The following is a 23,804-nucleotide window of genomic DNA, read 5'->3' as shown; positions in this document are numbered from 1 at the left end:
ACTTCGGTGACTGCGGTTATTTAGCGCGCCCGGGGTGCGCATACTGGAAGCGCGCAGCGAAGTACTGACGTCTTTGATAAGGGCGTCCAGAGGAAGGAATGGCAGGTCATGGAAGGCACTACCGGCCGCAGCCGTGCAGGTCTGATTTTTTGGGGAATCGTGGTGTGTATTTTTGGCTGCCTGGCGCTGCTGGCGGAGCACGCCGGCGCCGAGCAGAAGCAAGCACCTACATCCGTATCCGAAAAAAGAAAGGAGGCTTAGGCCTCCTTTCTTTTTTGTGTCCGTTTAATGTCTAACGGTAACTTTGGTGCCGACCGGGGCATTTTCGTAAAAGATCTTCGCCATGTGCCATGGCAGGCGAATACAGCCGTGGGACTCCGGGCGTCCTGTGACCTTGCCCGCATGCATGCCCACTGCACCGTTTACCCGCATGAAAAAGTCCATGGACGCGCCGCGGAATACCGTGCCGGAAGGGCGTTGATCGCGACGCACGTCAACGCTACTTTTGCGCACGTAACCCGCGCGATCTACGTAGTGGCCGAACAGATTGGAGCGGTGATCGATGTCTTTTTCGCTCACGCGGAAACTGCCGGTCGGCGTGCGGTATCCGGCGACACCAGTGGCAACCGGAGAAATGCCGGCGAGGCGTTCACCTTTGTAAAAATAAGCTCGCTGTTCGCTCAGGTCGATGATGATATGGGGCGTTCCACCGATAACGTCACGGCGCCACCAGGCACTGCCGTCCGTCATGGATCTGTGTTGCTGGTAGGGATAGGGGTAGTCCCCAGCCTGTGCAACGGGCGCGAGCATCGCGGTTGCCGCGAAAATCAGACTGCTGCCCAGGACCAGTTTTTTCAGGGATTTGGAGAGAAAAGTAGAACGGCGTTGCATGCGTACCTCATCTGCTCTTGCGAGCCTGTTGCAGGTTACTGTGCACAGCGGTGTCGGGTGACGGCGCGTATTTCATGGCCGGAATTCAGGGTGAGTAAGACCCTGCGCCCGATGTGCGCATACTGAACCTGTGTATTTCCCCAATGCGGCGCTCCGGTGTGTCCCGGTTTGGCCGCGGGATGAGCCTGCCCAAAGCCTGTACGGCACAAGGACAAGTGAGAGGCATGGTAGGGTCGGGGTTTGGCGCTTATTACATTTAAATGAAATATCAGCCGTCGGTTTTATGGCGTACTGCCGTTTTGGCGGGAGCAGGAGCTGAGGGCAAAAAAAAGCCGGCTGGAGAGCCGGCTAGAACCAATCCAGAAATCTGGAAGGCGTGCTTCGACGAGAGAGCAACACAGTTTGACGATCTTATTGAGAGGTGCATCTTTGAGTGCGGCGCGCGGCCCCGGTTCAGATGAATACGGGCAAGCGCGCGCCAATTTCTCAACAAGCGTCGAATTTAATGAATCAGGGTGCCTGGTTATCCGTTGTTCGCGTGAAAAACCCGCGCTCCGGCTACTGGCAGGTGGATCTCGGCGCCGTCCAGCTGGCCGGTAAACAGTGTCGGCGTGATGTCTTTCGCACCGGCAAACGTCTCCGGCAGGGTCAGGCTTGCCGGTTCGTGGCCCAGGTTCAGGGCAACAAAGTAACTTTCACCTTCGGCCGTACGCTCGAACACGAGCAAGTCGTTGCCAGTGTCGGCAATTTCCTGCTGGGCGGTGGCCAGCGACGGTGACAGCTGTGCGTGCCATTTCAGCAGGGTACGGAAGTGGTTCAACATGGAGTGCTGTTCATCTTCCTGTACCGAGGCCGCCAGATGGTAGTGAGCCTCGGCGACCGGCAGCCAGGGTTTGACCTTGGAGAAGCCGGCATTGATCTCACCGCCATTGAACCAGGGCATGGGCGTACGGCAGCCATCGCGGCCCTTGAACTCCGGCCACAGGTTGATGCCGTAAGGATCCTGCAGGTCCTCGAAGGCCACATCCGCCTCCGGCAGGCCCAGTTCCTCACCTTGGTACAGGCACACGCTGCCGCGCAGCATCAATTGCATCAGCAGGAACAACGGTGCGCGGGCCATGGCGATTTCGGCATCGAAGCCCTTGTTCCAGCGGGAGAATGAGCGCGGTACATCGTGGTTGGAGATGGACCAGCAGGGCCAGCCCTCCTCGATCACGCGGCGGTTTTTCTCCAGCGTGTCGCGCAGGAACTGCGCGCTGCACTCTTCCGACAGCAGGTCGAAGGAGTAGGCCATATGCAGGCGCTGCTCCGTGGTGTAGTCGGCCATGATCTTGTGGGTGTTGTCGTCGCCCACCTCGCCCACGGTCACGCTGTTCGGGTACTGGTCCATCAGCGCGCGCACATGCTGCAGGAATACCAGGTTCTCCGGTTGTGACTTGTCGTGGATATGCCACTGGTATTCGTAGCTGTTCACCGGTGGCAGGCCATTCTTATCCAGTGCTACCGGACGTGCAGGGTTGTCCTGCAGCGACTGGTTGTGGAAAGCGTGGTTGATGGCATCCAGGCGGAAACCGTCGACGCCGCGGTCGAGCCAGAATTTCAGGTCAGCCAGCAGTTGCTCCTGGACTTCCGGGTTGTGCAGGTTGAGGTCCGGCTGCTCCTTGAGGAAGTTGGTCAGGTAGTACTGGCGGCGACGGGTACACCAGCGCCAGGCACTGCCACCGAAGTTGGACATCCAGTTGTTGGGGGCGCTGCCGTCTTCCTTGGCATCGGCCCATACGTACCAGTCAGCCTTGGAATTATTGCGGTTCTGGCGGCTTTCCTCGAACCAGGGGTGCTGGTCGGAGGTATGGCTGAGAATCTGGTCGATGATCACCTTGAGGCCCAGCGCGTGTGCCTTGTGGATAACCTGATCGAAGTCACTCAGATTGCCGAACAGCGGGTCAACGTCGCGGTAGTCAGACACGTCATAGCCGAAGTCGGCCATCGGTGACTTGAAGAACGGCGATATCCAGATGGCGTCCACGCCGAGGGATTTCACGTAATCGAGCTTCTGGCAGATGCCAGGCAGGTCGCCGATGCCATCGCCATTGGCATCGCAAAAGCTGCGGGGATAGATCTGGTAGATAACGCTGTTGCGCCACCATTCCCCACTGTTCTCGATGATAGTGTTACCGCTCATACCTTGAGTCCGCTGGGTTGCTGCTTATTAGGGTAGGGTGAGTATGGTGGCGCCGACCGGGACTTACCTCCTCCCCGTGAGGGGAGGAGGGGCAGCGTTGGACAGGAGGTTGATACACCTTGACTATGGAGTCGGGTGCAAATATTGGTAATGCAAAAGGATAAACACAGAGGTTGTTGTAAATGGCACTTGGGTGCCTTCAATAACCGGTGGGGTGTATTGAAGGGGGGGAGGCAGCTCTTTATGCTTCAGGGTCTTTCATTTGTGGATTAGACGTTGATTTGCAAGGAGGCAATAATGTTGAAAGTACATGTCTGGCTACCCCTAGGCAATATGGTAGGGCACGCGTCCCTTTCTTTCGGTTCGGATTACGTCAGCTTTTGGCCAGAAGATAGTGCGGGTAAAAAGGATCTTAAAATCAAGCGAAGTCACCCAGGACAGTTTATGACGGCATTGAAAGAAGATGTCTTATCCGAAGGAGGGAGGCAGCCGATTACTGTTACTATTCAACGCGTAGATGAAGAAGGTCTGTCGAAATTCATCGCTGAGTTAATATCGAATGTCCCCAGATATCAACTTGCCAGATATAACTGCTCCCATGTTGTGGCTGAGTGCCTCAAAGTCGCTTGTGGTAAGACTCCAAGTTTCAAGCCTAGTGCTCGAGAGTACGGCCGCCTTGGGGGAGTACTGGGGCTTGGTATTTGGACGCCGAGTGAAGTTCTCCGGTATGCAAGAGAACTTTCTGTTACTGGTCGGGAGATCGCGTGAACGTTATATATAGTAAAAACTTTAATATTGAACTTGGCCTGTTGAATTATTTGCATCCATTCGACGGGACAAAGTTCAGAGCTATTTATGACGCACTGAGCCAAAAGCCAAACATCCAGTTCGTTGAGCCATTGTCACCGGTCAGCATGGAAGTGGTAGACGAGTTTCTCTCCGGGGTCATGCGCCACCGAGTCAGGAACAAAAACGGTGTGTTGCAGGCTCTAGAGGTTCCCCGTATTCCATTTATTGGGTTTTCCTACCTGGATAGAAAAATTCTCACTCCGATGCGTTGGGGCGTTGCCGCAACTCTGCTTGGGGCAGAGAGTGCGTTAAGCCACGATGACATTTATTGGAATCTTTCGGGCGGTTACCACCATGCCATGCCCCAGAATATGGAAGGTTTTTGCATTTACAACGATATCGGTATCTGTCACCAGCAACTGGTAAAACGTGGCCTCCTTTCTGCCGAAGATAAAGTTCTGATCATCGACACCGATGCCCACCACGGCAACGGTAACGCCTATACCTTTATGGACAACGACCGGGTGACCCTGCTGGATATCTACAACGCCGGTATCTATCCCATGTCCAGCTATACCCGTGATCGAGTAGATATTCCTGTACCTCTCCCCCCGGGTAGTGAGGGGGAGCATTACTTGCAGAAATATAGTGAAGCTTTAGGTAAATTGGCCAGCGATTACCGATTGGCATTTGTCGTTGCCGGAACGGATGTTCTTACGAGCGATAAGCTGGGTGGTCTCTGCCTGACGACTGAGGATGTCATTGAGCGGGAAAAGTTGACACTCCAAGCGCTGAGCGATCGTTCGATTCCCGCAGTTTTCCTCGGTGGTGGCGGCTATTCCAGTGGTAGCGCAGATAGTGTGATAGCTGCAATATCCGCCTGCTCAGAACTGCTCCCCTCTGCGGGGTCCCCGGTCCAAGAGGTTCTTTCTCATTAAGTTGCGGGAAAAATTTGGTTCTAATTCTTTTCTCAGGGTTTGTCTTGCACTGACCTCAACAACTGCTCCGCCAGCGCAATCGCCTGCTGGCGGTCTTTCACATCCAGCTTCTGGTACAGGCTGCGGATATGCGTCTTGATGGTGCTCGGGGCCACTTTGAAATGACGGGCGATACGCTCGTTGGAGAGGCCGGAGTGAATGGCATTCAGTACCTGCCATTCCCTTGGGGTCAGCGGTGAGTGGCGCAGGAAATCAGGCACCGCATCGCTGGCGAGAATCTCGCGTACGATGGTTTCGTCCAGCTCGATACGGATACCGCCACCCAGCTCCGGTTGTTGCTGGGCCAGTTTGATCAGCTGCTGTGCCTTCTCTGCCCGGGCCTCGTCGAGAGCCTGTTCCCCGGTTTCTTCCAGAGCCGCTTTCAATATCACGATGAGTGGCTTGCCGATCTGCAGGGCGCTGGCGATCAGGTCGCTTTCCAGCAGGATTGTGAGCGCGGCGCGCATGTGTTCGAGCGCCGGTTCGCGGCGTTCCCGCAGCCAGGCCAGGTGGGCAGCGAGTACCCGGTTGCGTAGCTGATCGGTCACCAGACCGCAGTCTTCGGCGACCTGCTGCAGGCGGCTCAGCAGGCGATTGGCATCGGACCAGCGGTGCAGGGATATCAGTGCGCGCACGTGGTTGCGGCCGTGGCATTGTTCAAAATGGTTACTGGGGCGGTCGGCTACTGGCACGGCCTGTTCCTGCCAGCTGGAAATGGCATCGATGTTTTCCAGCGCTCGCCATACGCGCATCCGCGCGGCGTCGGCATTCGCCACCCAGTCGCGGTGGTAGTGTTCACCGGCGAGCAGCTGGTCGACCCGCTCGAGCCATTCCAGGCTCTCATCTTTGTCTCCCCGTGCCAGTGCCACTTTCAACAGCAGAGTGTATTCCGGTAGTAACCAGCGTTCGCCCATCTTGCGATTGATCTGCATACCGCGGCGCGCAGACTCGGCAGCGCCGTCCAGGTCGCAGGCCTCCCATTGCAGCTGCCCTTGCAGGCGGCAGATGAATTCGGAAATCGGCAGGCCAACCAGGTGGTGTTCTTCCACCAGGCGCTGGGCGCGAGCCTGCAGTGCGGCGGCTTTTTTGAGCAAGCCCTTGGCAAACGCGATCTCGGTTTGCTGGCACATGGCCCAGGCCGCACTGGGGATATCCTGACGGGCGAGTGTGGCCTGCTCCACCACTTCCATATTGTGCATCGCCTGATCCAGCTCACCGAGGCAGAAACTGGTCTCGCCGATCACCAGCTGGGCAGCAATGCGTTCACTTTCGTTGTCCAGCGGGAGCAGGTCGAGGGCTTCGGTGGCGTATTCCTTGGCCTTGAGGATCTGTCCGCGGGCCACGGATACCTGTGCGCGCATGGCGGCAAAGGCCCCCTCGAAAGCATCCCATTGCTCCGGGTCTTCCTGTTGCAGCCAGCGTTCCGCGGCCGCCAGCAGTTTGTTGCAGCGCTCGTAGTCAAAGCTGTCGCGAGCCAGACGTGCGGCGAGAAGGGTAAAGGGCGCATGGCGTTTGAGCTGGTCTTCGCCGAGCCAGCTGAGGCTGTCATTCAATACCCGGAACTGACCCTCACGCAGGAACTGTTCACCCTGCTCGTCGAGCAGTTTGCGTACCCGCTCCCGATCCTCTGCGGCCAAGGCGTGGCGCAGGGCTTCCAATGGCTGGCCCAGCTCCTGCCAGGTGTCACTGGCTATCTGGTGTTGCTGTGCAAGTTGCCCGCTATCAGAGAGCTGGCGTTGCAGGAAGCGCGCGAATACCGGGTGAAAACGGAACCACTGACGACTGGAGTCCATGGCCTGCAGAAAGAGGCCACGGCTGGCAGCCAGTTCCAGTTGTTGCTGGCCGCCGCTCTGACCGCTGAGACGCTCGGCCAGCAGGCCGTTGACGCGGGTGAGTATGGACGCGTGGGACAACAACTGCCGCAGCTCAGGGTCCAGTCGCTCCAGCACTTCTTCAGCCAGGTAATCGAGGATATGTCCGTGGCCCTGCTCCAGTTCGCCCAGGTAGCGGTCGACTTCTTCCTGACTGCGTACCGAAAGCGCAAACATCTGTACCGCCGGGGGCCATCCTTCGCAGAGTTGGTGCAGTTGGGCAACGCGATCACTGCCAAGGGCAAACGGCAGGCGCTGGGCGAGCAGTTGTGTGGTTTCCTCCTGGGTGAGGGCGAGTTCTTCACTGCCCAGCTCCAGCAGCCGTCCTTGTAAGCGCAGGGCGGCGAGGCCGAGAGGGGGTTGGCTGCGGCTGGTAATCACCACGCCGATACCCGCGGGCGCATGCCGCAACAGGAAGCGGGTGGTGTCGTGGATCTCGGGGTTGTCGATCTGATGATAATCGTCGAGAACGATGCGCAGCTCGCTAGGCAGGTGGCGCAGTTCGGCGAGCAGTTGGCTGATAACCAGCGCCGGGTCTGGCATCTGCTGGGCCGCGAGCATTTTGCGGCTTTCCGGAACACCATTGCCGGTGGCGCGGTGCACGCTTTCCACCAGATAGCGGCAGAACTGACCGGGTTCGTTGTCGCCGGCATCCAGCGAGTACCAGGCGATCGGGCTGTCCTGCTCTGCCGCCCAGGAGGCGACCAGAGTGGTTTTGCCATAGCCTGCGGGGGCGGTGACCAGTAACAGCTGGTCACTCTGGCTTTCCTCCAGCCGCTTCAGCAGGCGCTGGCGTTGCAGGGTGTGCTCGGGGCAATCGGGGAGGCTGTACTTGGAGGCTAGAAGCATGGTCTCGACGGTTTCCGCGGGCTTTCAGGTAGACGCAATTGTACTACGTTAGTGTGCCCTGGCTCCGTTGCACCTGCCTCCTCCCTGCGGGGGGAGGAGCGATATATTGTGTTGCGAGTGTGTGAAGCCACTGTAGTGAGGGGAGGGAGAGGAAAACTGGTCGGTCTTTTGTGAGTGGAATGTATAGACGTAAACAGGTATCAGTGAGAAAAGCAAAAAAGCCCGTGTATTGCTACACGGGCTCTGATCAGTTTGGATGGGCCTGTTTGGTCGTTGTGAGGCCGCCAGAATATACGGCCTCGGCAATCACTTATTCACAGGCACCGATCGCTTCCCAGGGGTCGCCGTCAGTAGGAACATTATTGTTGGTCCACCATTTGGCTCGGTAAATTGTGCCCTGATAGGAGGCTGTGTCGTCAGTCACATAGACCGTTCCCAAAACCCAGGCCGCGGGGCAGGTATCACCTTCTTCAAAAGTCACGACCACGGTATGGGCGGATGCCAGGCTGGTAAACGTATAGCTGTCTTCCACCGCCTGAGCTACGCCGTCGACCGTAACACTGGCTACCCGGTATCCACTATCCGGAACAAACGTCAGAGTGAAATCTCTATTTCCGCGCGCAGAAATGACATTGTTGCTGTCCGGCGCCGGCGAGATACTGCCGCCGGTACCAGAGACACTGACGGTGATGTCATAAAAAACGGGAACATCGATTGTCGCATCTCCGAAACTGCCGGAAACGCCGGTAAAATTATCAGCGGTCAGGTCAGTGACTTGAGTATCGACCAGTACCACCTGCTTATTGTCACCCCCGGCAGCGGCGGGCGTCAGGGATATGATTGTGTCATCGCCTTCCTGGGTGAACATGAGATCGCTGAAGCTGTAGGAAAAGGCCCCAAGGCTAATTTCAGTTTTGCTCGCGTCAAAACTGTTTACGGTTACCACCATATTCCAGCCCCACGTTTGCCAACCGAGGGACACAATGTAACCGAGGCGGTCGAAACTGCCGGTCACATTGTCAAACATGCCTCCGTGTAGGTCGCCGAGGGTAAGCCCGGGCAATTCGATATAGCTGTAAATGCCACCGTCTGCGGCCTGCACGCCAACGAACAGAGACCCGTTGCTTTCGTAGGCTTTCAGGTGTTTGAAACCGATGCCCGCGGAGCCGCGAATTTTATCCACAGAGGGATCAAAGCCGCTGGCCACTTGCGTGCCGCTCCAGGCAATGGTGTATACGTCGGAGTTGACGATGACCGCTGAAACGTCGGCGTTTACCTGAGCGGCGGTGGTGTTGTTGATCACGATAGTCTGGCCGGAGAACTGGAGCTGCGCGCCCTCCGATGTATCGCTTACAACGAGTCCTGAAAGTGGAGATTGTGCGACCCAGTCTCGCAGGATGATTCGGTCATCACCGACAGTGAAGTCGGTAAGGGTCGTCGTCGAGCCGGCCTGTTCGTTCAGAAGTATGACATCGCTGCCGCCGCCGGTGATAACAGAGTCATTACCCCAGCCGGCGGACAGGGTTTCATCGTAACTGGAGCCCTGGATGGTTTCATCGGCAGGTGTATCGAACAGCGTATTGAACCCGCCGAACTTGTGTACGTAAGTCGTGATACAGGTACCCAGTTCGTCGCAGGTGATGGAGTCATTCGTCAGCAGAGCGCCGGCACCCCAGGCTCCACGGAGGTGAGCGGCAGCCAACAGGCCGGACATGGTGGCCTGTACCTGGACTGGATCCCCATTTTCATCGGTGCCGGCCCAGCTCTTGGCCAGAGCCTGCCCCCAGGTCATGTTGGCGTCTTCGAGTAGCTGGCTCATCACGTTGTAGTTGAATCGCATAGCATCGCGAATAACCAGTTCCTGTTTTGCGGGAATTTTCAGGTCTTCAAATGTGTTGATGCCGTTCTTGCCTACGAATGTACCTTCCCAGCGGTTGATATCGGTGGAAAGAACGTAGTTGCCCCCGGAGCCCGGTATCTCTGCAAGAGCTTCAGTCTCGCAACCAATCCAGGCACTGTCATCAAGGAAAATATAAAAACTGTCATATTCTGTTCCGTCGACAGTGACGGTTTTCGGGCTGTAGTAACCCGAATCAATCAGCAGTGCTTCACCCAATTGGTAACCGACGAATCCCCAGGCATTGGTAGAGTTGTACTGCATGGCCTTGTACATATCGGCATCGTACGGGGTCGCAGAGTTGTAAATATCATCAATACCAAGCTTGGCGAAGAACTGATTGATGGTTGTCGGCTCTGGAATCATGCTGCCGGTGGCGCAGTCACGAACGATATGGCCCGGCTCGGTAACCTGTGCATAGGTGTATACCGCGTTGTCCAGGTTTTGCAGGTAAAAATCGGCGAGAGCTGGGTTGATGCCGGATTCAAAATTACGCAGGGTGTCGAGAAAATCCTGCATGCCGCCATTAGCTGAAGCACCGACAGAGTGGGCGGATAAACATATACCAGCCGCTACAAGTGCGTGTTTGGCTTTCATAGTGATCCTTATTCTTAGATGTTTTCTGTGAGTTGTTGTTGGCCGTCTACCCGGGGATTGGGTACAGCGAGGCGGCTGATACCAAAGTTATGCTGTTCAAAATAAATAGTCAAATAAATTGACTAAAGTGGTGGGCGAGTGGTATTTGGCGCCAGGGCGGTAAATCGTTGGGTTCGGTCAGGGGAGCTAAGTGAATGGCCGGAGGCGGAGGGCAACTTTGTCTTCAGGTGATATAGAAGACGTTTGTGCAGCGCGTTTTTTCTGACCTTTATCCACTTCCAGGAGGAAGGTGAAAATCTTCAGAGTGCAAATATCGTGTCAGTTGTGAGTGGCCGGACATCCACATCCGACCACCACAACGGGTTACATGAAATCTGTGGTTTCTTCAGACTGAACTTGATACTTCGTAGTGCTGTTCCACGCTGTAGGAAAATAAGTTCGCGATGGCGCGAGCACTGCACGCGCGGCTGGAATACGCACATACGTAAGTAGACAGGTTGGTGAACCGTTGTAGTTCGTAGTCCGATCTGAGCGCAACTACCACCACGGAATCGCCAAATTTCTCCACTGCCCGTTGCACGATTTCAGCTTGCTGTTCGGCGTCATAGTCCAATCCGGGTAGTGGATAATCTTCAGTGACAATCACCAGAGGCAGCTTGATACGAGCCCGGCTGTCGGGGGCTAGTAAAGTGTCCAGAAGGTCATAGCTGACTTCCACAAAACGGCTGTTGAGTTTTTTCAACTCCTGCTTGAACACTTCAAAGGCGGCCAGGGGTTCGTTGGGACCGATTCCCCGGGTGTCAATTACCCGCTGGTGCATCGCCGGGTTGGATGCGCCCACCAGGGTAAATTCGTCACCCCCGAGCGGCCACAGGTCCGCGCGATTACGCAGCACTTTTATTGCCTCGCCAGCGGATTTTTCGGCAATCTCCCGATGCTCACGCATCTGGAGTTTACTGGCTTCCAACTGTACCGGAGGGGTAAACGCCGCGCGCTGGTATTTGATGCTGAGCACTCGGGTTAGCGCTGCGTCGATCACCTTTTCCGCGAGTTCACCGCGCTCAACGGCACGGATGACACCGTGGATAGTTGCACGCTGGGTCTCTTTGTAGCCCCCACGCTGATTCTCGTAGTGTTCCTCACTGAGCATGATCAGGTCAGCGCCGGCGGCCAGTGCACGTACTGCAGCTGCATCGGGGGCGTAGTTTTTGCGCATGGCCCACATGTTCATGCTGTCTGTAATAATCAGGCCGTCAAAACCCATTTTTTTACGCAGAATATCCCGCAGGATTTTTTTCGACAGCGTTGCCGGGTTGTCCGGATCGATCTTTGGGTAGAGGATATGTCCGGTCATTACCAGGTCCACACCGGCGTCGATCGCCGCCTGGAAGGGAACCAGGTCCGTTGTACGCAACTCATCCCAGCTTTTTTCTACGGTGGGCAGCAGGCGGTGGCTGTCTTCTCCGGTATCGCCGTGGCCGGGAAAATGCTTCGCCGATGATACGACGCCACCACTGTGTAACCCGGTCACAGCGGCGCCAACATGGGCGGCAACCTTGCCAGTTTCTTCACCGAATGAGCGCACGCCGATGATCGGGTTGTCGGGGTTGCTGTTGATATCGGAACAGGGGCCGAGAATACAATTGAAACCGAGCGTGTGAATCTCACGAGCCAGCACCTGGTGCATCTGTTCCGTCAGGTCAGGATTGTCGGCAGATCCGAGTGCGAGATTGCCGGGCCCGGTGGTGGTGTGCTCAACCAATACCCCCCAGGCGCCTTCCTGGTCCACCGCCAGTAGCAGTGGCGCATCACAGGCGCGAAGTTGCGCTTCAAAATTGAGCACGGAAGTAAGCTGGAACGCTTCCTGGGGCGTCTCGGCATTGTCATGGGTCAGGTAAAAACCGCCAACGTGTAGATCGCGCACTAGCGTTTTTGCATATTCGGTGTCTTTACCGGCATATCCCAGAACAAACAGCTGACCGACTTTCTCTGCCAGTGACATATGCTGGATCAGTGTACTTACGCGTTTCTTGGTTTCCTTTGGCATCGTGTACTCCATTCCATACCATTCGATCAGGCGCTAAGGCGCTGCGCGCCAGTAATAAAGCCCACCAGGTCGCGCGGCGAAACTTCATTGATACGGACGTCGGCGATACTCTCTCCTCGCAGCAACACGACCGCGCGATCACAGGTTTCCATAACGTGTTGCATGTTGTGGCTGATTAACAGCACCGCCACCCCCTGTGAGCTGATCAGTTTGATCAGGTCATTTACCTGTGCGCTCTGCTCGACACCAAGCGCTGCGGTCGGCTCATCCATGATTACCACATCTGCGCCACTATTCACTGCGCGCGCAATCGCGACAGCCTGGCGCTGGCCGCCGGATAGTTTGTTGATGGCTTCACCAAGATTTGGAATTCTGGAGTTCAGGCGTTGCAGCGAACGGCTGGCAGTGGCTTGCATCGACTTGTCATCCAGCCACCCGAACAAACGCAGTAACGGGTTTTTCGACAGGACTTCCCGGTTTAAAAACAGGTTGGCGGTAATATCGAACTCGGGAATGACGGCCAGGTCCTGGAATACAGTCTCGATCCCCAGGTCGCGGGCATCTTGGGGAGAGTCGATTCTTGCACTGGTGCCATTGACGAGGATTTCTCCACTGTCCGGTGGATGAATACCGGAAACACAGCGAACCAGTGTTGATTTACCAGCGCCGTTATCACCGAGAAGTGCAACGACTTCCCCTTTATTGATATTGAAGCTGACATTCTTCAGGGCCTGGATACCGCCAAAACTTTTGGAAATATTTTTTACGGTCAGTGCGGGTTGCTTCAGTTGGTCGTTGCTCATTTTTGTTGCTCCTTCACACCGATGGCCACGGCAACGATCAGGATGAGTCCGCGGGCGATCATTTGTTCGTTGGTGGAAAAACCGGATAGGATCAAACCGTTATTAATCAGCCCCATCAGCCAGGAGCCAATCACTGCGCCCATAATGGAGGCGCGACCACCGAACAGGCTGGTGCCACCGATGGCAACCGCTGCGATGACCGTCAGCAGGTCGGCTTCCCCCAGGGTATAGCGCGCGCCGTGTAGTCGTCCGGCATACAGCAGGCCGGCAATGGCGGCGGAAGTTGAGGCGATTACCAGGGATGCAATGCGTATTTTTACGGTGTTGATACCCATGGCGCGCGCGCCACTTTCGTTGCCGCCGACGGCGAGCAGGTGGCGGCCGTAGCGCAGTTTGCGCAGTAGTACATAACCGAGTAGTGATGCCACTATGGTCCAGGCCAGCAGGATGGATACCGGGCCAAAGCTGCCGGAACCGAAAAGGAAGTTGAAGCTTGAGTCGATGATGGGCACTGACTCAAGATTGGTGATCTGCCGTGAGAGACCGGTGATTACACCCATTGTGCCGAGGGTGATGAGCAGTGAGGAGACTTTCAGCCATTCGATCAACAATCCGTTGATAAGGCCGATTACAACCCCGACAGTGAGTGCACCCAGCACGGCAACTGGCATTGGTACCAGCTGCATCAGAACAGCTGCCACCAGTGCCGAAAGTGCGACGACTGAGCCGATGGAAAGATCAATGTGCCCTCCGGCCAAGGCAAAGGTGAGGCCTATGGCCATGATCGTGATCGGGGTTGTCTGACGAATAATATTCATGAAGTTCGTCAGCGAAAAAAAGGAAGATTCCTGCAATGTAATGGTGAAAAACAGCAGTACCAGAAAGAAAACATAGTAGACAAAATATTCCCTGCGAATGAGGGTACTGGTAGACAGCCAGTTGCTGGACTTCAGCGAAGTTAACATGCTTCGACCCCGACTAAGTGGTGACTCTGGCGCAGACTGGTACCGCTCGCTACGCGTTATTGTTGTTAAATAATGGTGTTGTTAAATGGTTTTATGAATTTATTGGAGCGCCCGATCGAGCAATACGGGTAGTTCTGTGCGATAGGCGGTCGACCAGATACTGCGGATATTCTCCCGCTGGACTTTGTCGAATCCGACTACTGAAAACGCTGGCGCCGGCTTACCGATCAGACCGTAGGCGCCCAGTTGTGCCATGGCCTGTCCGATTTCATAAGGGCGATCCGCGATCGTGCCGTACATGCTGCCATTCATGGCCATATCTACCAGGTTGTTTGCGCCCAGGTCGTGGGTGATTACTTTCACATCACCGCGCCCCATGGAGCGGAGTCCTTCGATTACACCTTCTGCGGCAGCATCCCAGGCGACGTAGATCGCCTTGAGCTCCGGGTGTTGCAGCACCATAGCGGAAGCAATATTGGAAGTTTCACTTTCCTTGGTGAAGCCTCGCTCCACTGCGATGTGGATATCTCCCGTTTCCTTTAGGTCTTTCTTGTTCTGGCCTGTCTGGATGGCATCGCGAAAAGCCTGGTCGCGGTTATTGGTAATGAAGTAGTCGGCATCGTGGTAGATCATGCCGATGGCGCCGCGGCCACCGATCGCATCGCGGGTCATTTCTGCGGCGGCGATACCCATGCCACGCATATCGTCGGTAACGATACCGACATAATCCTTACCGGGCTGGAAACCGCGAATCGGGTTTGAAAGCAGTACCAGCTTGCTGCCCTGGTCGACGGCAGCCCGGTAACTGTTGGCGGCGCTGGTGCTGTCGATTACCAGGGACAACACGATATCGGGTTTCAGCGCCATGATATTTTCGATATCGGCGGCCTGTTTGGCCGGGTCGTACTGGGCATCGGTTTCGGCAACGATTTCAATATCCAGTTGATTGAATATGTCGCGCGCACCTTCAGAGAGTGCATTTACCCAGTTGCTTGAGCCGTGCCAGACAAGCGCGGCCTTGTAGTTTTTTCCACGCACCTTGGCGACTTCATCCGGCTGTAAGGCAATCTGCTCGGCGTTGACCGCAGGATTACCCAGCGGGCCACGCAGGGGAGCCTCAGCCAGTGTGGGCATTGCGCTGGCCAGTTGCCCGGCGAGCAGTGCGGAGAGAACCATTTGTTTGTACATAGTTGTTATTTTTCCCATATCTGCGGCCGGTACCTATATGGTATTTGGTCGGCCTTTCCCTGATGGAGTGGAGCCATTATTGGCGATGCCAGTTTTTCAAGTCAAACAAATTGACTAAATGGTTTGGGGGTTTTATGCTGCGGCTAATTTGCGATAAGTGCGGCTTAAGGGCGCTTGTGGCGATTGACCCGGGCAATGACAAAGGTTTTCCACCTACTTAAGGAACGGAGATTGGTTTGAGAGGAAACAATTCCAAGCAGAGCAAGACGTCGAATCTGCGGCTGGTACTGAACCTGATTACGACGGCGCGGCCAATTTCCCGTGTAGAAATTGCCCGGCGTACCGAGCTTACTAAGCAGACTATTTCCAATCTGACGGAGGAGTTGGCCGGAGCGGGGCTGATCCACGAGACCGGTATTCGTCGCGAGGGGGTGGGCAAGCCGTCAAAGATGCTCGATCTCAATCCGGAGGGGGCCTTTACCATCGGCCTGCGGGTAAAAAATAATGGCGTAGAAGCCGGGCTATACAATATCGCCGGTGACGAAATTGCCGTACGGCAATTCCCCAAGCCGGACCAGGATCCGGAAGCTCTGGCCGATACCCTGGCCCAGATAGCCGATGCTTGCCTGCAGGGGGCAGGGGCGCCGCGTGAGCGCGTGCTCGGAATAGGATTGGTGCTGCCGCCTCCACAGTCGTTCAGTCGCGATCCGCGCAAGGCGGAGCAGGCTGGGTTGATGAGTGATTTGCATATCCAGAAAGTGCGTCGTCTTCTGGTGGAGAAAACCGGTTTTCCGGTGGCGTGTGAAAATGTTGCTGCCGCGGTTTCCGCTTCGGAGATGCTCTATGGTGCCGCGCGGGACCTGAAAAGCTTCGTCTATATTCATCTCGGCGACAGTCTGGAGGCCGGTATTGTTTTCAATCGCCAGCTGTTTGGTGGGTACAACGGCATTTCCGGCCGGCTCGGGCATATCATCGTGGATCAGCGTGGTGAGCAGTGCGTGTGTGGCAGTCACGGGTGTCTCGATCTGTACGCGTCACTCGGGTCGCTGGCGAAAACGCTGGGGCGCAAGATCAAGCGCGGACAGGACTGGGGCGAAATCCTTGCTGACCCGGAAAAGCATAAGGCCGTACTGGATGACTGGTTCCAGCAGATGAGCGAACCCATGCGCATCGGCTTCAACATGATCGAGAACCTGGTGAACCCCCAGACCGTGATTCTCGGTGGAGATATCCCTGACTGGTTTATCGATCAGTACATCCGTCGCCTGCGCCCGTTTATCCCCTCTGTTGCCCAGTATGGCGAGCGGGAAATTCCGCGTTTTATCCGCGCGCCCAGAATGGAAAACATGGCGCTCAGGGGTGCGGCGACCTTGCCCGTTTATTCCGCGATCAGCTCTGAAGGTACCAGTGCTATCGAGATGGACGGTGTGGCGAAGGTCACCGAACTGCAGGAGCTGGTGTACGCCTGATCAGATAATCTTTTGTTACGAAACGCGTGCTTCGCTTTTCGTAAAATATCGAATGAAAGGAGTGGCTGGCTGATAACCGAATCTTTTTCCAAGGATTTTTCAGCCATTCCTGTCTTACCTGTGCCGCTACTCGTGCGGTGCGCTTTCGTCCCGCCCCAAGCCGGTTTCACGGCAAATAAATAATAAGTAAATTTGATTGACATAATATTAGTCTAATGCATAGACTAATTTCAGCTCGTTAAAACTGGAGATCCAGTCGACCCAGGGGGTTAGAGGGGGGAGCTTGGCTTTTCTTCATAAAAATAAGAGGACTCACTATGTCAGTCAGACTGAAAGCGGCCATTCAAAGTGCCAATAAAATGGCGCTCCGCTATGGATCCATCAGTGCACTGGCACTGGCCGGTATCACCGTGCCAGGCTATGCACAGGAAGCTGCATTGGAAGAAATTCAGGTTACCGGTATTCGCGGCAGCCTGCGTAGCGCGCTGGACAGCAAGCGCGATGCGGATTCGGTGATCGACTCGGTCTCCGCCGAGGATATCGGCAAGTTCCCCGACAAAAACATTGGTGACGCCTTGCAGCGGGTACCGGGTGTAACCGTGGTGCGAGGCTTCGGCGAGGTGAACGGGGTAACGGTTCGCGGCACTGCACCACAACACAGTGTGGTTCTGCTGAACGGCCAGAACGTGGCCAGCGTTGGCTGGTTCGACCTCGGCGGTACCAACCGCAGCTTCAACTTCGAGCTGCTGTCTGCCGAGCAGATTGCCGGCATGGATGTATACAAGTCTGTAGATCCCAGTCTGAACGAAGGTGCTCTGGGCGGCACCGTAAACCTGCGCACGCGCAAACCGCTGGAAATGGATGAGTTCACCGCGACGGCTTCTGTGGAAAACGGTTACAGCGAAGCTGGTGAGGACTGGATGCCGGCCTACTCAGGACTGGTGAGCTGGAAAAATGCAGACTCCACGTTCGGTGTGCTGCTCGCCCACTCTTCTGAGCAGCAGCGGGTTATTCGTGAAACCCTGAGTTCTTTTGCCCCCCCCTACGACCATGTGCCGGACTCCAATGGCGCAACCCACAATATGACCTGGGGCATGGCATCAATCCTGTTTGATGAAGAGCGCGAGCGGGAAAGCAGTCAGTTAACCGTACAATTTTCACCGAGCGATGCGCTGACCTTCTCCCTGGACTACAACCTGTTCAGTCTGGACAACGAACACATCAACACCGCACTGTTTGCGATTCCCGATTTTAACGGCGCTTACCTGGATGCGGATTCCGTTGTCACCAATGCTCAGGGCGCCGTGACCAGCGCTACGGTAGTGCCGGGTAATCTGGCCGAAGGCGGTGTGCCTTTCTTCAACAACTCGGTACTGCGCAAACCGCAGATGGAAACCGATGCGCTGAACCTGGCGATGGATTACGAAGGTCAGGGCTGGCGTTCCCACGTGGTGATCGGTCGCTCTGAAGCAGACAGTTTCACCCCGCAGACCAGTACCTGGTGGGGCGATCTGAATGATCGCGCGAGCACCGGTTTCAGCTTTGATCTGACCGATGCCCACGAAATCATTCCCACCGATCCGACCTATGTCACCGATCACAGCCGCTTCCAGTTGTTCCAGGAATTCACTTTCCTCGACAACATCCGCCAGAACGAAATCGAGTATTTCCAGGCGGACTTCTCTGTGGATATGAATAAGGGCATTTTCACCACCGTGGACACCGGTTTGAAACTGCAGGACCAGACGTATCTCGGTCGTGTGGATAACCGCGATGTTGATCTGGCTGCGGCGATGGCGGATGGCCTGACCCTGGCGGATTTCAATGGTGGTGTGGTATCCGGATTGCACGACCAGGAAGGCCGTAGTGGCAGCCTGGGTTCCTTCGCCGTGATCAACGGTGGTATCTGGGACTACGGTTATGCCAATCGCGCCGATACCATCACCGTTACCAGCGATTTCTCGATTACCGAAGAAATCACCGCGGCCTACGCCAAGGCCAATTTCGAGGGCAATGGATTCCGCGGTAACGTGGGCCTGCGACTCGTGGATACCACGGTCTTGTCTTCCGGTCGCATTGATGGCGAGCCTGCGAAGGGTGAGCGGGATTACACCAACCTGCTGCCGAGCATCAACCTGGTAGCGGATATCACCGAAGACCTGCTGTTCCGCTTTGCCGCAGGCTCTACCGTATCCCGTCCGGACTATGACGACATGCAGATGGCTTCCACCATCGTGGTCAACATTGCTGAGGCTACCGTAGGCAGCCCGGACCTGGACCCGTATAAGTCCGACAACTACGACATGGGTGTTGAGTGGTACTTCACCGATGCTTCCGTTGTAGGTGCGACTCTGTTCCATAAAAACATCAGTGATTACATCGAACAGACGACGGCTCTCGAACCGCTGGAAGGCTGTTCCCAGACCTGCCGCGTGACACGCGCGCGCAACGTGGGTACCGCAGACATTACCGGTATCGAGTTACAGTATCAGCACGATCTCGGCAACGGCTTCGGGGTGCAGGCGAACTACACTTACACGGACAGTTCTGTGACCAACTCCGCGGGTCAGGAAGTGGCAGTAGATGAAGTGTCACGCAACTCGTACAACCTGTCTGGTTATTACGAAAATGATCTGATCAGTGCGCGTGTTGCCTACAACGCAAGGGATGGATGGCACAGTAATTACAACAGCAGTGGTGCCGACAGCGAGTATGACAATTACGACCAGGTCGATGCCTCACTGATCTGGCATGCACTGGATAATCTGGATGTCTCTTTCGAAGCCGTCAATATCTTCAATGAGCCGCTGGTACAGCGTCTGCCTAACTACGGCATTATCCACAGTGTCGATGAGTTTGGTGCGCGCTATTACGTTGGCGCGAGTATGAAATTTTAATCTGGCTGTATAGCCAACTTTATAAACGATTCACCTTGTACTTCCCTGCATCGATTGTGGGGCCGGTAGGGAAACCTACCGGTCTTTTTGCTGTAGGGGGTACAAGTTTCTGGATCGGACTGCGCCCGACTATCGGATTGATGGCCGGGCTTGTCCGCTTACTCTGCGGTTGCTGTCATATTTTGTTCGACAGCTTTCTTGTACAGGGACTTTTTCGGCTGAGCGAACACACGTTCGATCATCGGCTCGAAAAATTCCAGCGGCAACACTTCACCTTCGGCATCGAACGCCGGGGCATCGTATTTCTCGATAAATTCCAGCGTGCGGGCGAAATGTTCGTGATCCCGATACTGGTCGCGCAGGTTTCTTTCCATGCCCAGGTAGTGGAAGAAGTAATAGCCCTGGAAGATCGCGTGATGCTTGATCATCCAGTGGTTCGCTTCACTCACGAACGGTTCCAATAGAACGGCCGCTACATCGGCGTGGTTGTAACTACCCAGGGTGTCGCCGATGTCATGCAGCAGCGCGCACACCACGTACTCTTCGTCCTTGCCGTCGCGATAGGCAAAGGTCGCGGTTTGCAGGCAGTGGGTAAGGCGATCTACCGGGAAGCCGCCGTAGTCGCCATCGAGTAGTTTCAGGTGGGCGATAATACGCTGAGGCAACTTTTGCGCAAACGGGCCGAACGCATCGGCGATACATTTCCAGTCTTCGGGAGTGCCGTTTTCCATATGGGAAAACTGCGCATGCTTTTCGTTGGTATGTTCCATTGTTTTTCTCTCGTAATTTATTGACAGCGTCCGTGGAAAGTCAGCGACGGTAGCTGGGGTCCATGCGGTCGAGTTTACGCAGCAGGCCCGGCCAGGCGATTTGGCCGCCCAGGTTGCTGGTGACCTTGTTTCCTTCACCAATAATCTTGTCGATGATCGGTTGTGGCACCGGCGTCAGTGGGCGGTCACCGGCGAGCGCGGCGACCTGAATTTCACAGGACTTTTGCAGCACGAACATAAACAGGAATGCGTCGGCCACGCTGGCACCGCAGGTCAGCAGGCCGTGATTGCGCAGTATCATGTAATTGGCCGTGCCGAGATCCCGTACCAGACGCGCTTTCTCGTCTTCCCGCACGGCGATCCCCTCGTAATCGTGGTAGGCGAGGTTCGACAGTGGAAACAGGGATTGCTGTGACAGCGGCAGCAGCCCTTCGCACTGGGCCGCCACGGCCACGCCCGCAGTGGTATGGGTGTGCATCACGCACTGGGCATCTTCACGGGCTTCGTGGATGGCGCTGTGGATGGTGAAGCCTGCCGGGTTGACCGGGAAGGGGCTGTCGTCGACCTTCTCGCCGTTGACGTCAATTTTTACCAGACTGGAGGCGGTAATTTCTTCGAACAGCGCGCCGAACGGGTTGATCAGAAAGTGGTGCTCGGGGCCGGGAATACGTACCGACAGGTGGGTGAATACAATTTCGTCCCAGCCGTAGTGGGCAATCAGGCGATAGGCTGCAGCGAGGTCGACGCGCAGCTGCCACTCTTCCGCACTGACCTTGCCTTCGAGAGACGGAATGGAGTCAAAATTCGGGTGCATGGTTTTCTCTCTGGTTCTTAGGGTTTTATTGCTCTGCAGTGGCATTCTAGAAATGCCACCGGGCCTATGACTGTCAATTCGTTTACACTTTGCTTCCGATTCTCTGTCCGGTGTTTAGTTGGATTCCATGAGTGACCTGCTGACGATCATTGGTACCTGTCCGCTTTTGGCGGGGTTGAGTGAGGAGGCAAAGGCCTCGCTACTGCCGCTGTGCCGCAGCCGTGCCTACTCCGCGGGTGAGATCATTTACCCGCCGGGCTCCATGCAGAGCAACCTGTGCATCATTGCTGAGGGCCGGGTGCGTATCTGCTCCAGTAATGCCAAGGGGCGCGAAGCCATGCTGGCGATTCTGGATGTTGGCGCCTGGTTTGGGGACACGGTATTTTCCCCTGGAATGCCACGGGTATTTGGCGCCACTGCCCATGAGGATTGCCGGGTCGTCGAGGTGTCTGGAGAAGGGTTGCGGGATCTGCTGAAGTGTTTCCCGGAAGCCTACCCCGTGGTGCTCGACCAGGTGAGTCGCCGCCTGTGGTCTGCGATGTCGGTGATTCAGGACGATGTGCTGCGGGGGACCGAAGCGCGGATCGGTCGCCGGCTGCTGTTCCTGGCACATATGCACAATCGCAGCGATGACAGTAGTGGCGTCAGCTTTGCGCTGACCAGGGAATTGCTGGCCAATATGATGGGAATGACCCGCCAGGGGGTGCACCGAGTGCTGAAAAATATCGAAGCACAGGGACTTATCGAATTCGAGTACGGGCGGGTGACCATTACGGATCCTGCACAACTGGAAAAATATGTCGACGGACTGGAGTGATAAATCCGGTCCGTCGTCTCCGTCGCAGTTAAATCCCGTTTACGGTTTGTGCCTTGTCTGTAACGCTTTCCTCTGCGTTATCCTTGCCTACAATGCGGCGCCCGTAGGCGGCCAACAGGAAGCCGATAGGGAACATGATCACGCCATAGATAGCCGATGGCACGGACATCTCGCTGGATTGCATCAGGGTCAGGGTAACCATCAACCCGAGGGTGCCGTTCTTGATGCCCAGTTCGGTGGCCACGGCCAGCCCTTCGCGCTTGGTTAATCCGGCCAGCCTGGCGCACAGCAGTCCCAGACCGATACCCAGTACATTCAGCGCGATAGCCGCCGGACCGGACTGGATCAGAAGGTCGACGAAGCGGTCGCGAATACCGTAGATAACGGCAACGATCAGTACACCCATCACCACTGCGCCGAAGATACTCACAATACTCTCCGCACGTGCCGCAAGCGCCGGTTTCATGGCTTTGATCGCCATACCGGTAGCAACCGGCAGCAATACAATGACCGACAGCATCACAACCGTTTTCAAAAATGGCAGCACGATTTCCTGCTGCGTGTCGTAATAGGTTCGCAGGGCATAGTTGGCGAAGAACGGCAGCGACATGATGGTAATCAGACTCGCGGAAACCGTCAGGACAATGGACAGCGCCACGTTGCCCCGTGCCAGCAGGGTAAACAGGTTCGAGGTGGTTCCGCCGGGACAGGCGGCAATGATGACCAGGCCTACGGCCATGGCGGGTGACAGCTGCAGAGCCCATGCAAGCGCGAAAGCGGCCAGTGGCATGATCAGAATCTGGGTGAGGGTACCGATAATCAATCCGGTGGGTTTTACCGTGACCTGATGAAAGTCGCGCGCGGTCAGGGTCATGCCGATACCGATCATGATGATGAACAGGGAGATCGGCAGGCCGATAGAGATCAGGGGGCCGGATTCCATTGGGGGAACCTCCGTTTTTATTATTGGGTGTAGTTGTTATAGACCAGCTGTACTGGTTTGCATCGCTCCCGGCATTGTAGGCGCCATTCAGAGTTTCAGAATGTAAATTTTTTTACAGTTCAGCGGACGGTAAAAAAGCGGCAGTTGCTGCTGCCGCCTTGCCTGTTTTCAGCTTTTAGGGATGCTTTTGATAGTTCGCGTCTGATTGTTCGCGTCGCCAGGGTGCCTGCTGTCAGCGCAGGTGGAGACTGTATCGCACCATCGTGTAATCACGGGGGTCCGCATGGCAGTCGAAGCCGAGCTCTCTGGCCACGTGGTCGATGGCGTTGTTACCGGCGGATTCGATAGAGTAGATTTCGTCGAGGCCGTCGTCGCGTGCGGCTTCAATTAATTCGTGCAGCAGGTGTTTGCCCAGTCCGGCATTTTGCCATTCGTCGGCAACCACCACGGCACATTCGCAGGAGTGGCCGTCAGGGTCACAGGCGAAGTTGGCAACACCGACCGCGCGCTCGTTACCGGTCTCGTCTTCGGCAAGGGCAATATAGGCTTCGTGTTGCGGGTCATTGTCGGTGAGAATTTTCATCAGCTGCTTACTGACCTGACCGATGCCACCGAGAAAGCGCATACGACTGGAGTCAGCAGAGAGCCCACTGATCAGGTCGCGCTCCAAATCGCCGTCAGAGCTGCACACAGGACGAATGAGCACCTGCCGACCATCTCTCAGTGTATAGCGCGTGCTGTAAAGGTCCCCGTTGGCATGTTTGTTCTTCGAGCCGGTCATCGCGAAATACCTCCCCGTTTACCACGGTTGGAACACCGTCAATCTAAGCGTGCTCAATCGGTGGCTCACTATTTTTCCGGTTACCGATTGTTGCGACCAATATTGGCCGATCCTGACTGAAGGGTACGGTGACCGTATATGGCTCCCAAGGTCTTCCCTGTTTTTTATCCGATGCTGCCAGTAATTAGCGTTGCGATTGCCTGCGCCAAAATAAAACTAGGTAGTCTGCAGCCTTGTGTTATAGTGCCGCGGCTGGC

The 23,804-nt window shown here is 55.9% G+C and carries 18 protein-coding genes; 6 read left to right on the top strand and 12 right to left on the bottom strand.

What is annotated here, in order from left to right:
- The first annotated feature begins 108 nt into the window (after positions 1 to 108).
- Positions 109 to 261, top strand: a complete 153-nt coding sequence (locus LC093_RS07565; protein ID WP_226663791.1) for a hypothetical protein — start codon at positions 109 to 111, stop codon at positions 259 to 261.
- A 24-nt stretch (positions 262 to 285) separates the two neighbouring features.
- Here the strand turns inward: LC093_RS07565 and LC093_RS07560 are convergent, their stop codons facing one another.
- Together LC093_RS07560 and LC093_RS07555 are read right to left on the bottom strand one after the other, a co-directional pair.
- Positions 286 to 891: a L,D-transpeptidase gene (locus tag LC093_RS07560; protein ID WP_226663789.1), complete on the bottom strand. Its 606-nt coding sequence runs from the start codon at positions 889 to 891 to the stop codon at positions 286 to 288.
- 523 nt (positions 892 to 1,414) lie between these two features.
- On the bottom strand, positions 1,415 to 3,073 hold the full coding sequence (locus tag LC093_RS07555; RefSeq protein WP_226663787.1) for an alpha-glucosidase: 1,659 nt from the start codon (positions 3,071 to 3,073) through the stop codon (positions 1,415 to 1,417).
- Positions 3,074 to 3,370: 297 nt separating this feature from the next.
- Here LC093_RS07555 and LC093_RS07550 point away from each other — a divergent pair, with 297 nt between their 5' ends.
- Positions 3,371 to 3,841, top strand: coding sequence for a hypothetical protein (locus LC093_RS07550; protein WP_226663784.1), 471 nt, complete (start codon positions 3,371 to 3,373; stop codon positions 3,839 to 3,841).
- Positions 3,838 to 4,800, top strand: a complete 963-nt coding sequence (locus tag LC093_RS07545) for a histone deacetylase (RefSeq protein WP_226663782.1) — start codon at positions 3,838 to 3,840, stop codon at positions 4,798 to 4,800. The genes LC093_RS07550 and LC093_RS07545 overlap by 4 nt, the downstream gene beginning before the upstream one ends.
- Before the next feature lie 32 nt (positions 4,801 to 4,832).
- On the opposite strand, the gene malT is transcribed toward LC093_RS07545, so the two are convergent.
- From malT to LC093_RS07515, 6 genes are all read right to left on the bottom strand, one after another.
- Positions 4,833 to 7,559, bottom strand: coding sequence for an HTH-type transcriptional regulator MalT (gene malT / locus LC093_RS07540; protein WP_226663780.1), 2,727 nt, complete (start codon positions 7,557 to 7,559; stop codon positions 4,833 to 4,835).
- Positions 7,560 to 7,869: 310 nt separating this feature from the next.
- Positions 7,870 to 10,053 carry a carbohydrate-binding protein gene (locus LC093_RS07535; RefSeq protein WP_226663778.1) on the bottom strand — a complete coding sequence of 728 codons (2,184 nt, stop codon included), beginning with the start codon at positions 10,051 to 10,053 and terminating at the stop codon, positions 7,870 to 7,872.
- 385 nt (positions 10,054 to 10,438) lie between these two features.
- Positions 10,439 to 12,100, bottom strand: a complete 1,662-nt coding sequence (locus LC093_RS07530; protein WP_226663776.1) for a glycoside hydrolase family 3 protein — start codon at positions 12,098 to 12,100, stop codon at positions 10,439 to 10,441.
- A gap of 26 nt (positions 12,101 to 12,126) precedes the next feature.
- On the bottom strand, positions 12,127 to 12,903 hold the full coding sequence (locus LC093_RS07525; RefSeq protein WP_226663775.1) for an ATP-binding cassette domain-containing protein: 777 nt from the start codon (positions 12,901 to 12,903) through the stop codon (positions 12,127 to 12,129).
- A complete protein-coding gene (locus LC093_RS07520) occupies positions 12,900 to 13,868 on the bottom strand; it encodes an ABC transporter permease (RefSeq protein ID WP_226663773.1) in 969 nt (322 codons plus the stop codon). Before LC093_RS07520 ends, LC093_RS07525 begins: the two co-directional genes overlap by 4 nt.
- A gap of 99 nt (positions 13,869 to 13,967) precedes the next feature.
- Positions 13,968 to 15,056 carry a substrate-binding domain-containing protein gene (locus tag LC093_RS07515; protein WP_226663771.1) on the bottom strand — a complete coding sequence of 363 codons (1,089 nt, stop codon included), beginning with the start codon at positions 15,054 to 15,056 and terminating at the stop codon, positions 13,968 to 13,970.
- Positions 15,057 to 15,292: 236 nt separating this feature from the next.
- Here LC093_RS07515 and LC093_RS07510 point away from each other — a divergent pair, with 236 nt between their 5' ends.
- Both LC093_RS07510 and LC093_RS07505 read left to right on the top strand, forming a co-directional pair.
- Positions 15,293 to 16,525 (top strand): ROK family transcriptional regulator, encoded by a 1,233-nt coding sequence (locus tag LC093_RS07510; RefSeq protein WP_226663769.1) that lies wholly within the window; start codon positions 15,293 to 15,295, stop codon positions 16,523 to 16,525.
- Between the two features lie 317 nt (positions 16,526 to 16,842).
- The gene (locus tag LC093_RS07505) at positions 16,843 to 19,422 is read left to right on the top strand and encodes a TonB-dependent receptor (protein ID WP_226663766.1); all 2,580 of its coding nucleotides are present in this window, start codon (positions 16,843 to 16,845) and stop codon (positions 19,420 to 19,422) included.
- Positions 19,423 to 19,580: 158 nt separating this feature from the next.
- Here LC093_RS07505 and LC093_RS07500 read toward each other — a convergent pair whose 3' ends face one another.
- Together LC093_RS07500 and LC093_RS07495 are read right to left on the bottom strand one after the other, a co-directional pair.
- Positions 19,581 to 20,192 carry an HD domain-containing protein gene (locus LC093_RS07500; protein WP_226663764.1) on the bottom strand — a complete coding sequence of 204 codons (612 nt, stop codon included), beginning with the start codon at positions 20,190 to 20,192 and terminating at the stop codon, positions 19,581 to 19,583.
- Between the two features lie 40 nt (positions 20,193 to 20,232).
- The gene (locus tag LC093_RS07495; protein ID WP_226663762.1) at positions 20,233 to 21,006 is read right to left on the bottom strand and encodes a class II aldolase/adducin family protein; all 774 of its coding nucleotides are present in this window, start codon (positions 21,004 to 21,006) and stop codon (positions 20,233 to 20,235) included.
- A gap of 127 nt (positions 21,007 to 21,133) precedes the next feature.
- Between LC093_RS07495 and LC093_RS07490 the strand changes: the two genes are divergently transcribed.
- Entirely contained in the window at positions 21,134 to 21,823 is a 690-nt protein-coding gene (locus LC093_RS07490) for a Crp/Fnr family transcriptional regulator (RefSeq protein ID WP_226663760.1), read from the top strand.
- A 28-nt stretch (positions 21,824 to 21,851) separates the two neighbouring features.
- On the opposite strand, the gene LC093_RS07485 is transcribed toward LC093_RS07490, so the two are convergent.
- Both LC093_RS07485 and LC093_RS07480 read right to left on the bottom strand, forming a co-directional pair.
- Entirely contained in the window at positions 21,852 to 22,766 is a 915-nt protein-coding gene (locus LC093_RS07485) for a bile acid:sodium symporter family protein (protein ID WP_226663758.1), read from the bottom strand.
- A 232-nt stretch (positions 22,767 to 22,998) separates the two neighbouring features.
- On the bottom strand, positions 22,999 to 23,547 hold the full coding sequence (locus tag LC093_RS07480) for a GNAT family N-acetyltransferase (RefSeq protein ID WP_226663756.1): 549 nt from the start codon (positions 23,545 to 23,547) through the stop codon (positions 22,999 to 23,001).
- Positions 23,548 to 23,804 lie beyond the last annotated feature (257 nt).

It is taken from the genome of Microbulbifer aggregans (assembly GCF_020524005.1).
Lineage (GTDB): Bacteria > Pseudomonadota > Gammaproteobacteria > Pseudomonadales > Cellvibrionaceae > Microbulbifer > Microbulbifer aggregans_A.
The sequence above is the reverse complement of the archived record's forward strand: the minus strand, read 5'-3'. Positions and strand labels throughout refer to the sequence as shown.

Coding starts and splice junctions, on each gene's coding strand:
- LC093_RS07495 (WP_226663762.1), bottom strand. CDS start 21,006: ATGCACCCGAATTTTGACTCCATTCCGTCTCTCGAAGGCAAGGTCAGT.
- LC093_RS07565 (WP_226663791.1), top strand. CDS start 109: ATGGAAGGCACTACCGGCCGCAGCCGTGCAGGTCTGATTTTTTGGGGA.
- LC093_RS07490 (WP_226663760.1), top strand. CDS start 21,134: ATGAGTGACCTGCTGACGATCATTGGTACCTGTCCGCTTTTGGCGGGG.
- LC093_RS07500 (WP_226663764.1), bottom strand. CDS start 20,192: ATGGAACATACCAACGAAAAGCATGCGCAGTTTTCCCATATGGAAAAC.
- LC093_RS07525 (WP_226663775.1), bottom strand. CDS start 12,903: ATGAGCAACGACCAACTGAAGCAACCCGCACTGACCGTAAAAAATATT.
- LC093_RS07505 (WP_226663766.1), top strand. CDS start 16,843: ATGTCAGTCAGACTGAAAGCGGCCATTCAAAGTGCCAATAAAATGGCG.
- LC093_RS07560 (WP_226663789.1), bottom strand. CDS start 891: ATGCAACGCCGTTCTACTTTTCTCTCCAAATCCCTGAAAAAACTGGTC.
- LC093_RS07550 (WP_226663784.1), top strand. CDS start 3,371: ATGTTGAAAGTACATGTCTGGCTACCCCTAGGCAATATGGTAGGGCAC.
- LC093_RS07530 (WP_226663776.1), bottom strand. CDS start 12,100: ATGCCAAAGGAAACCAAGAAACGCGTAAGTACACTGATCCAGCATATG.
- malT (WP_226663780.1), bottom strand. CDS start 7,559: ATGCTTCTAGCCTCCAAGTACAGCCTCCCCGATTGCCCCGAGCACACC.
- LC093_RS07515 (WP_226663771.1), bottom strand. CDS start 15,056: ATGTACAAACAAATGGTTCTCTCCGCACTGCTCGCCGGGCAACTGGCC.
- LC093_RS07555 (WP_226663787.1), bottom strand. CDS start 3,073: ATGAGCGGTAACACTATCATCGAGAACAGTGGGGAATGGTGGCGCAAC.
- LC093_RS07535 (WP_226663778.1), bottom strand. CDS start 10,053: ATGAAAGCCAAACACGCACTTGTAGCGGCTGGTATATGTTTATCCGCC.
- LC093_RS07485 (WP_226663758.1), bottom strand. CDS start 22,766: ATGGAATCCGGCCCCCTGATCTCTATCGGCCTGCCGATCTCCCTGTTC.
- LC093_RS07480 (WP_226663756.1), bottom strand. CDS start 23,547: ATGACCGGCTCGAAGAACAAACATGCCAACGGGGACCTTTACAGCACG.
- LC093_RS07520 (WP_226663773.1), bottom strand. CDS start 13,868: ATGTTAACTTCGCTGAAGTCCAGCAACTGGCTGTCTACCAGTACCCTC.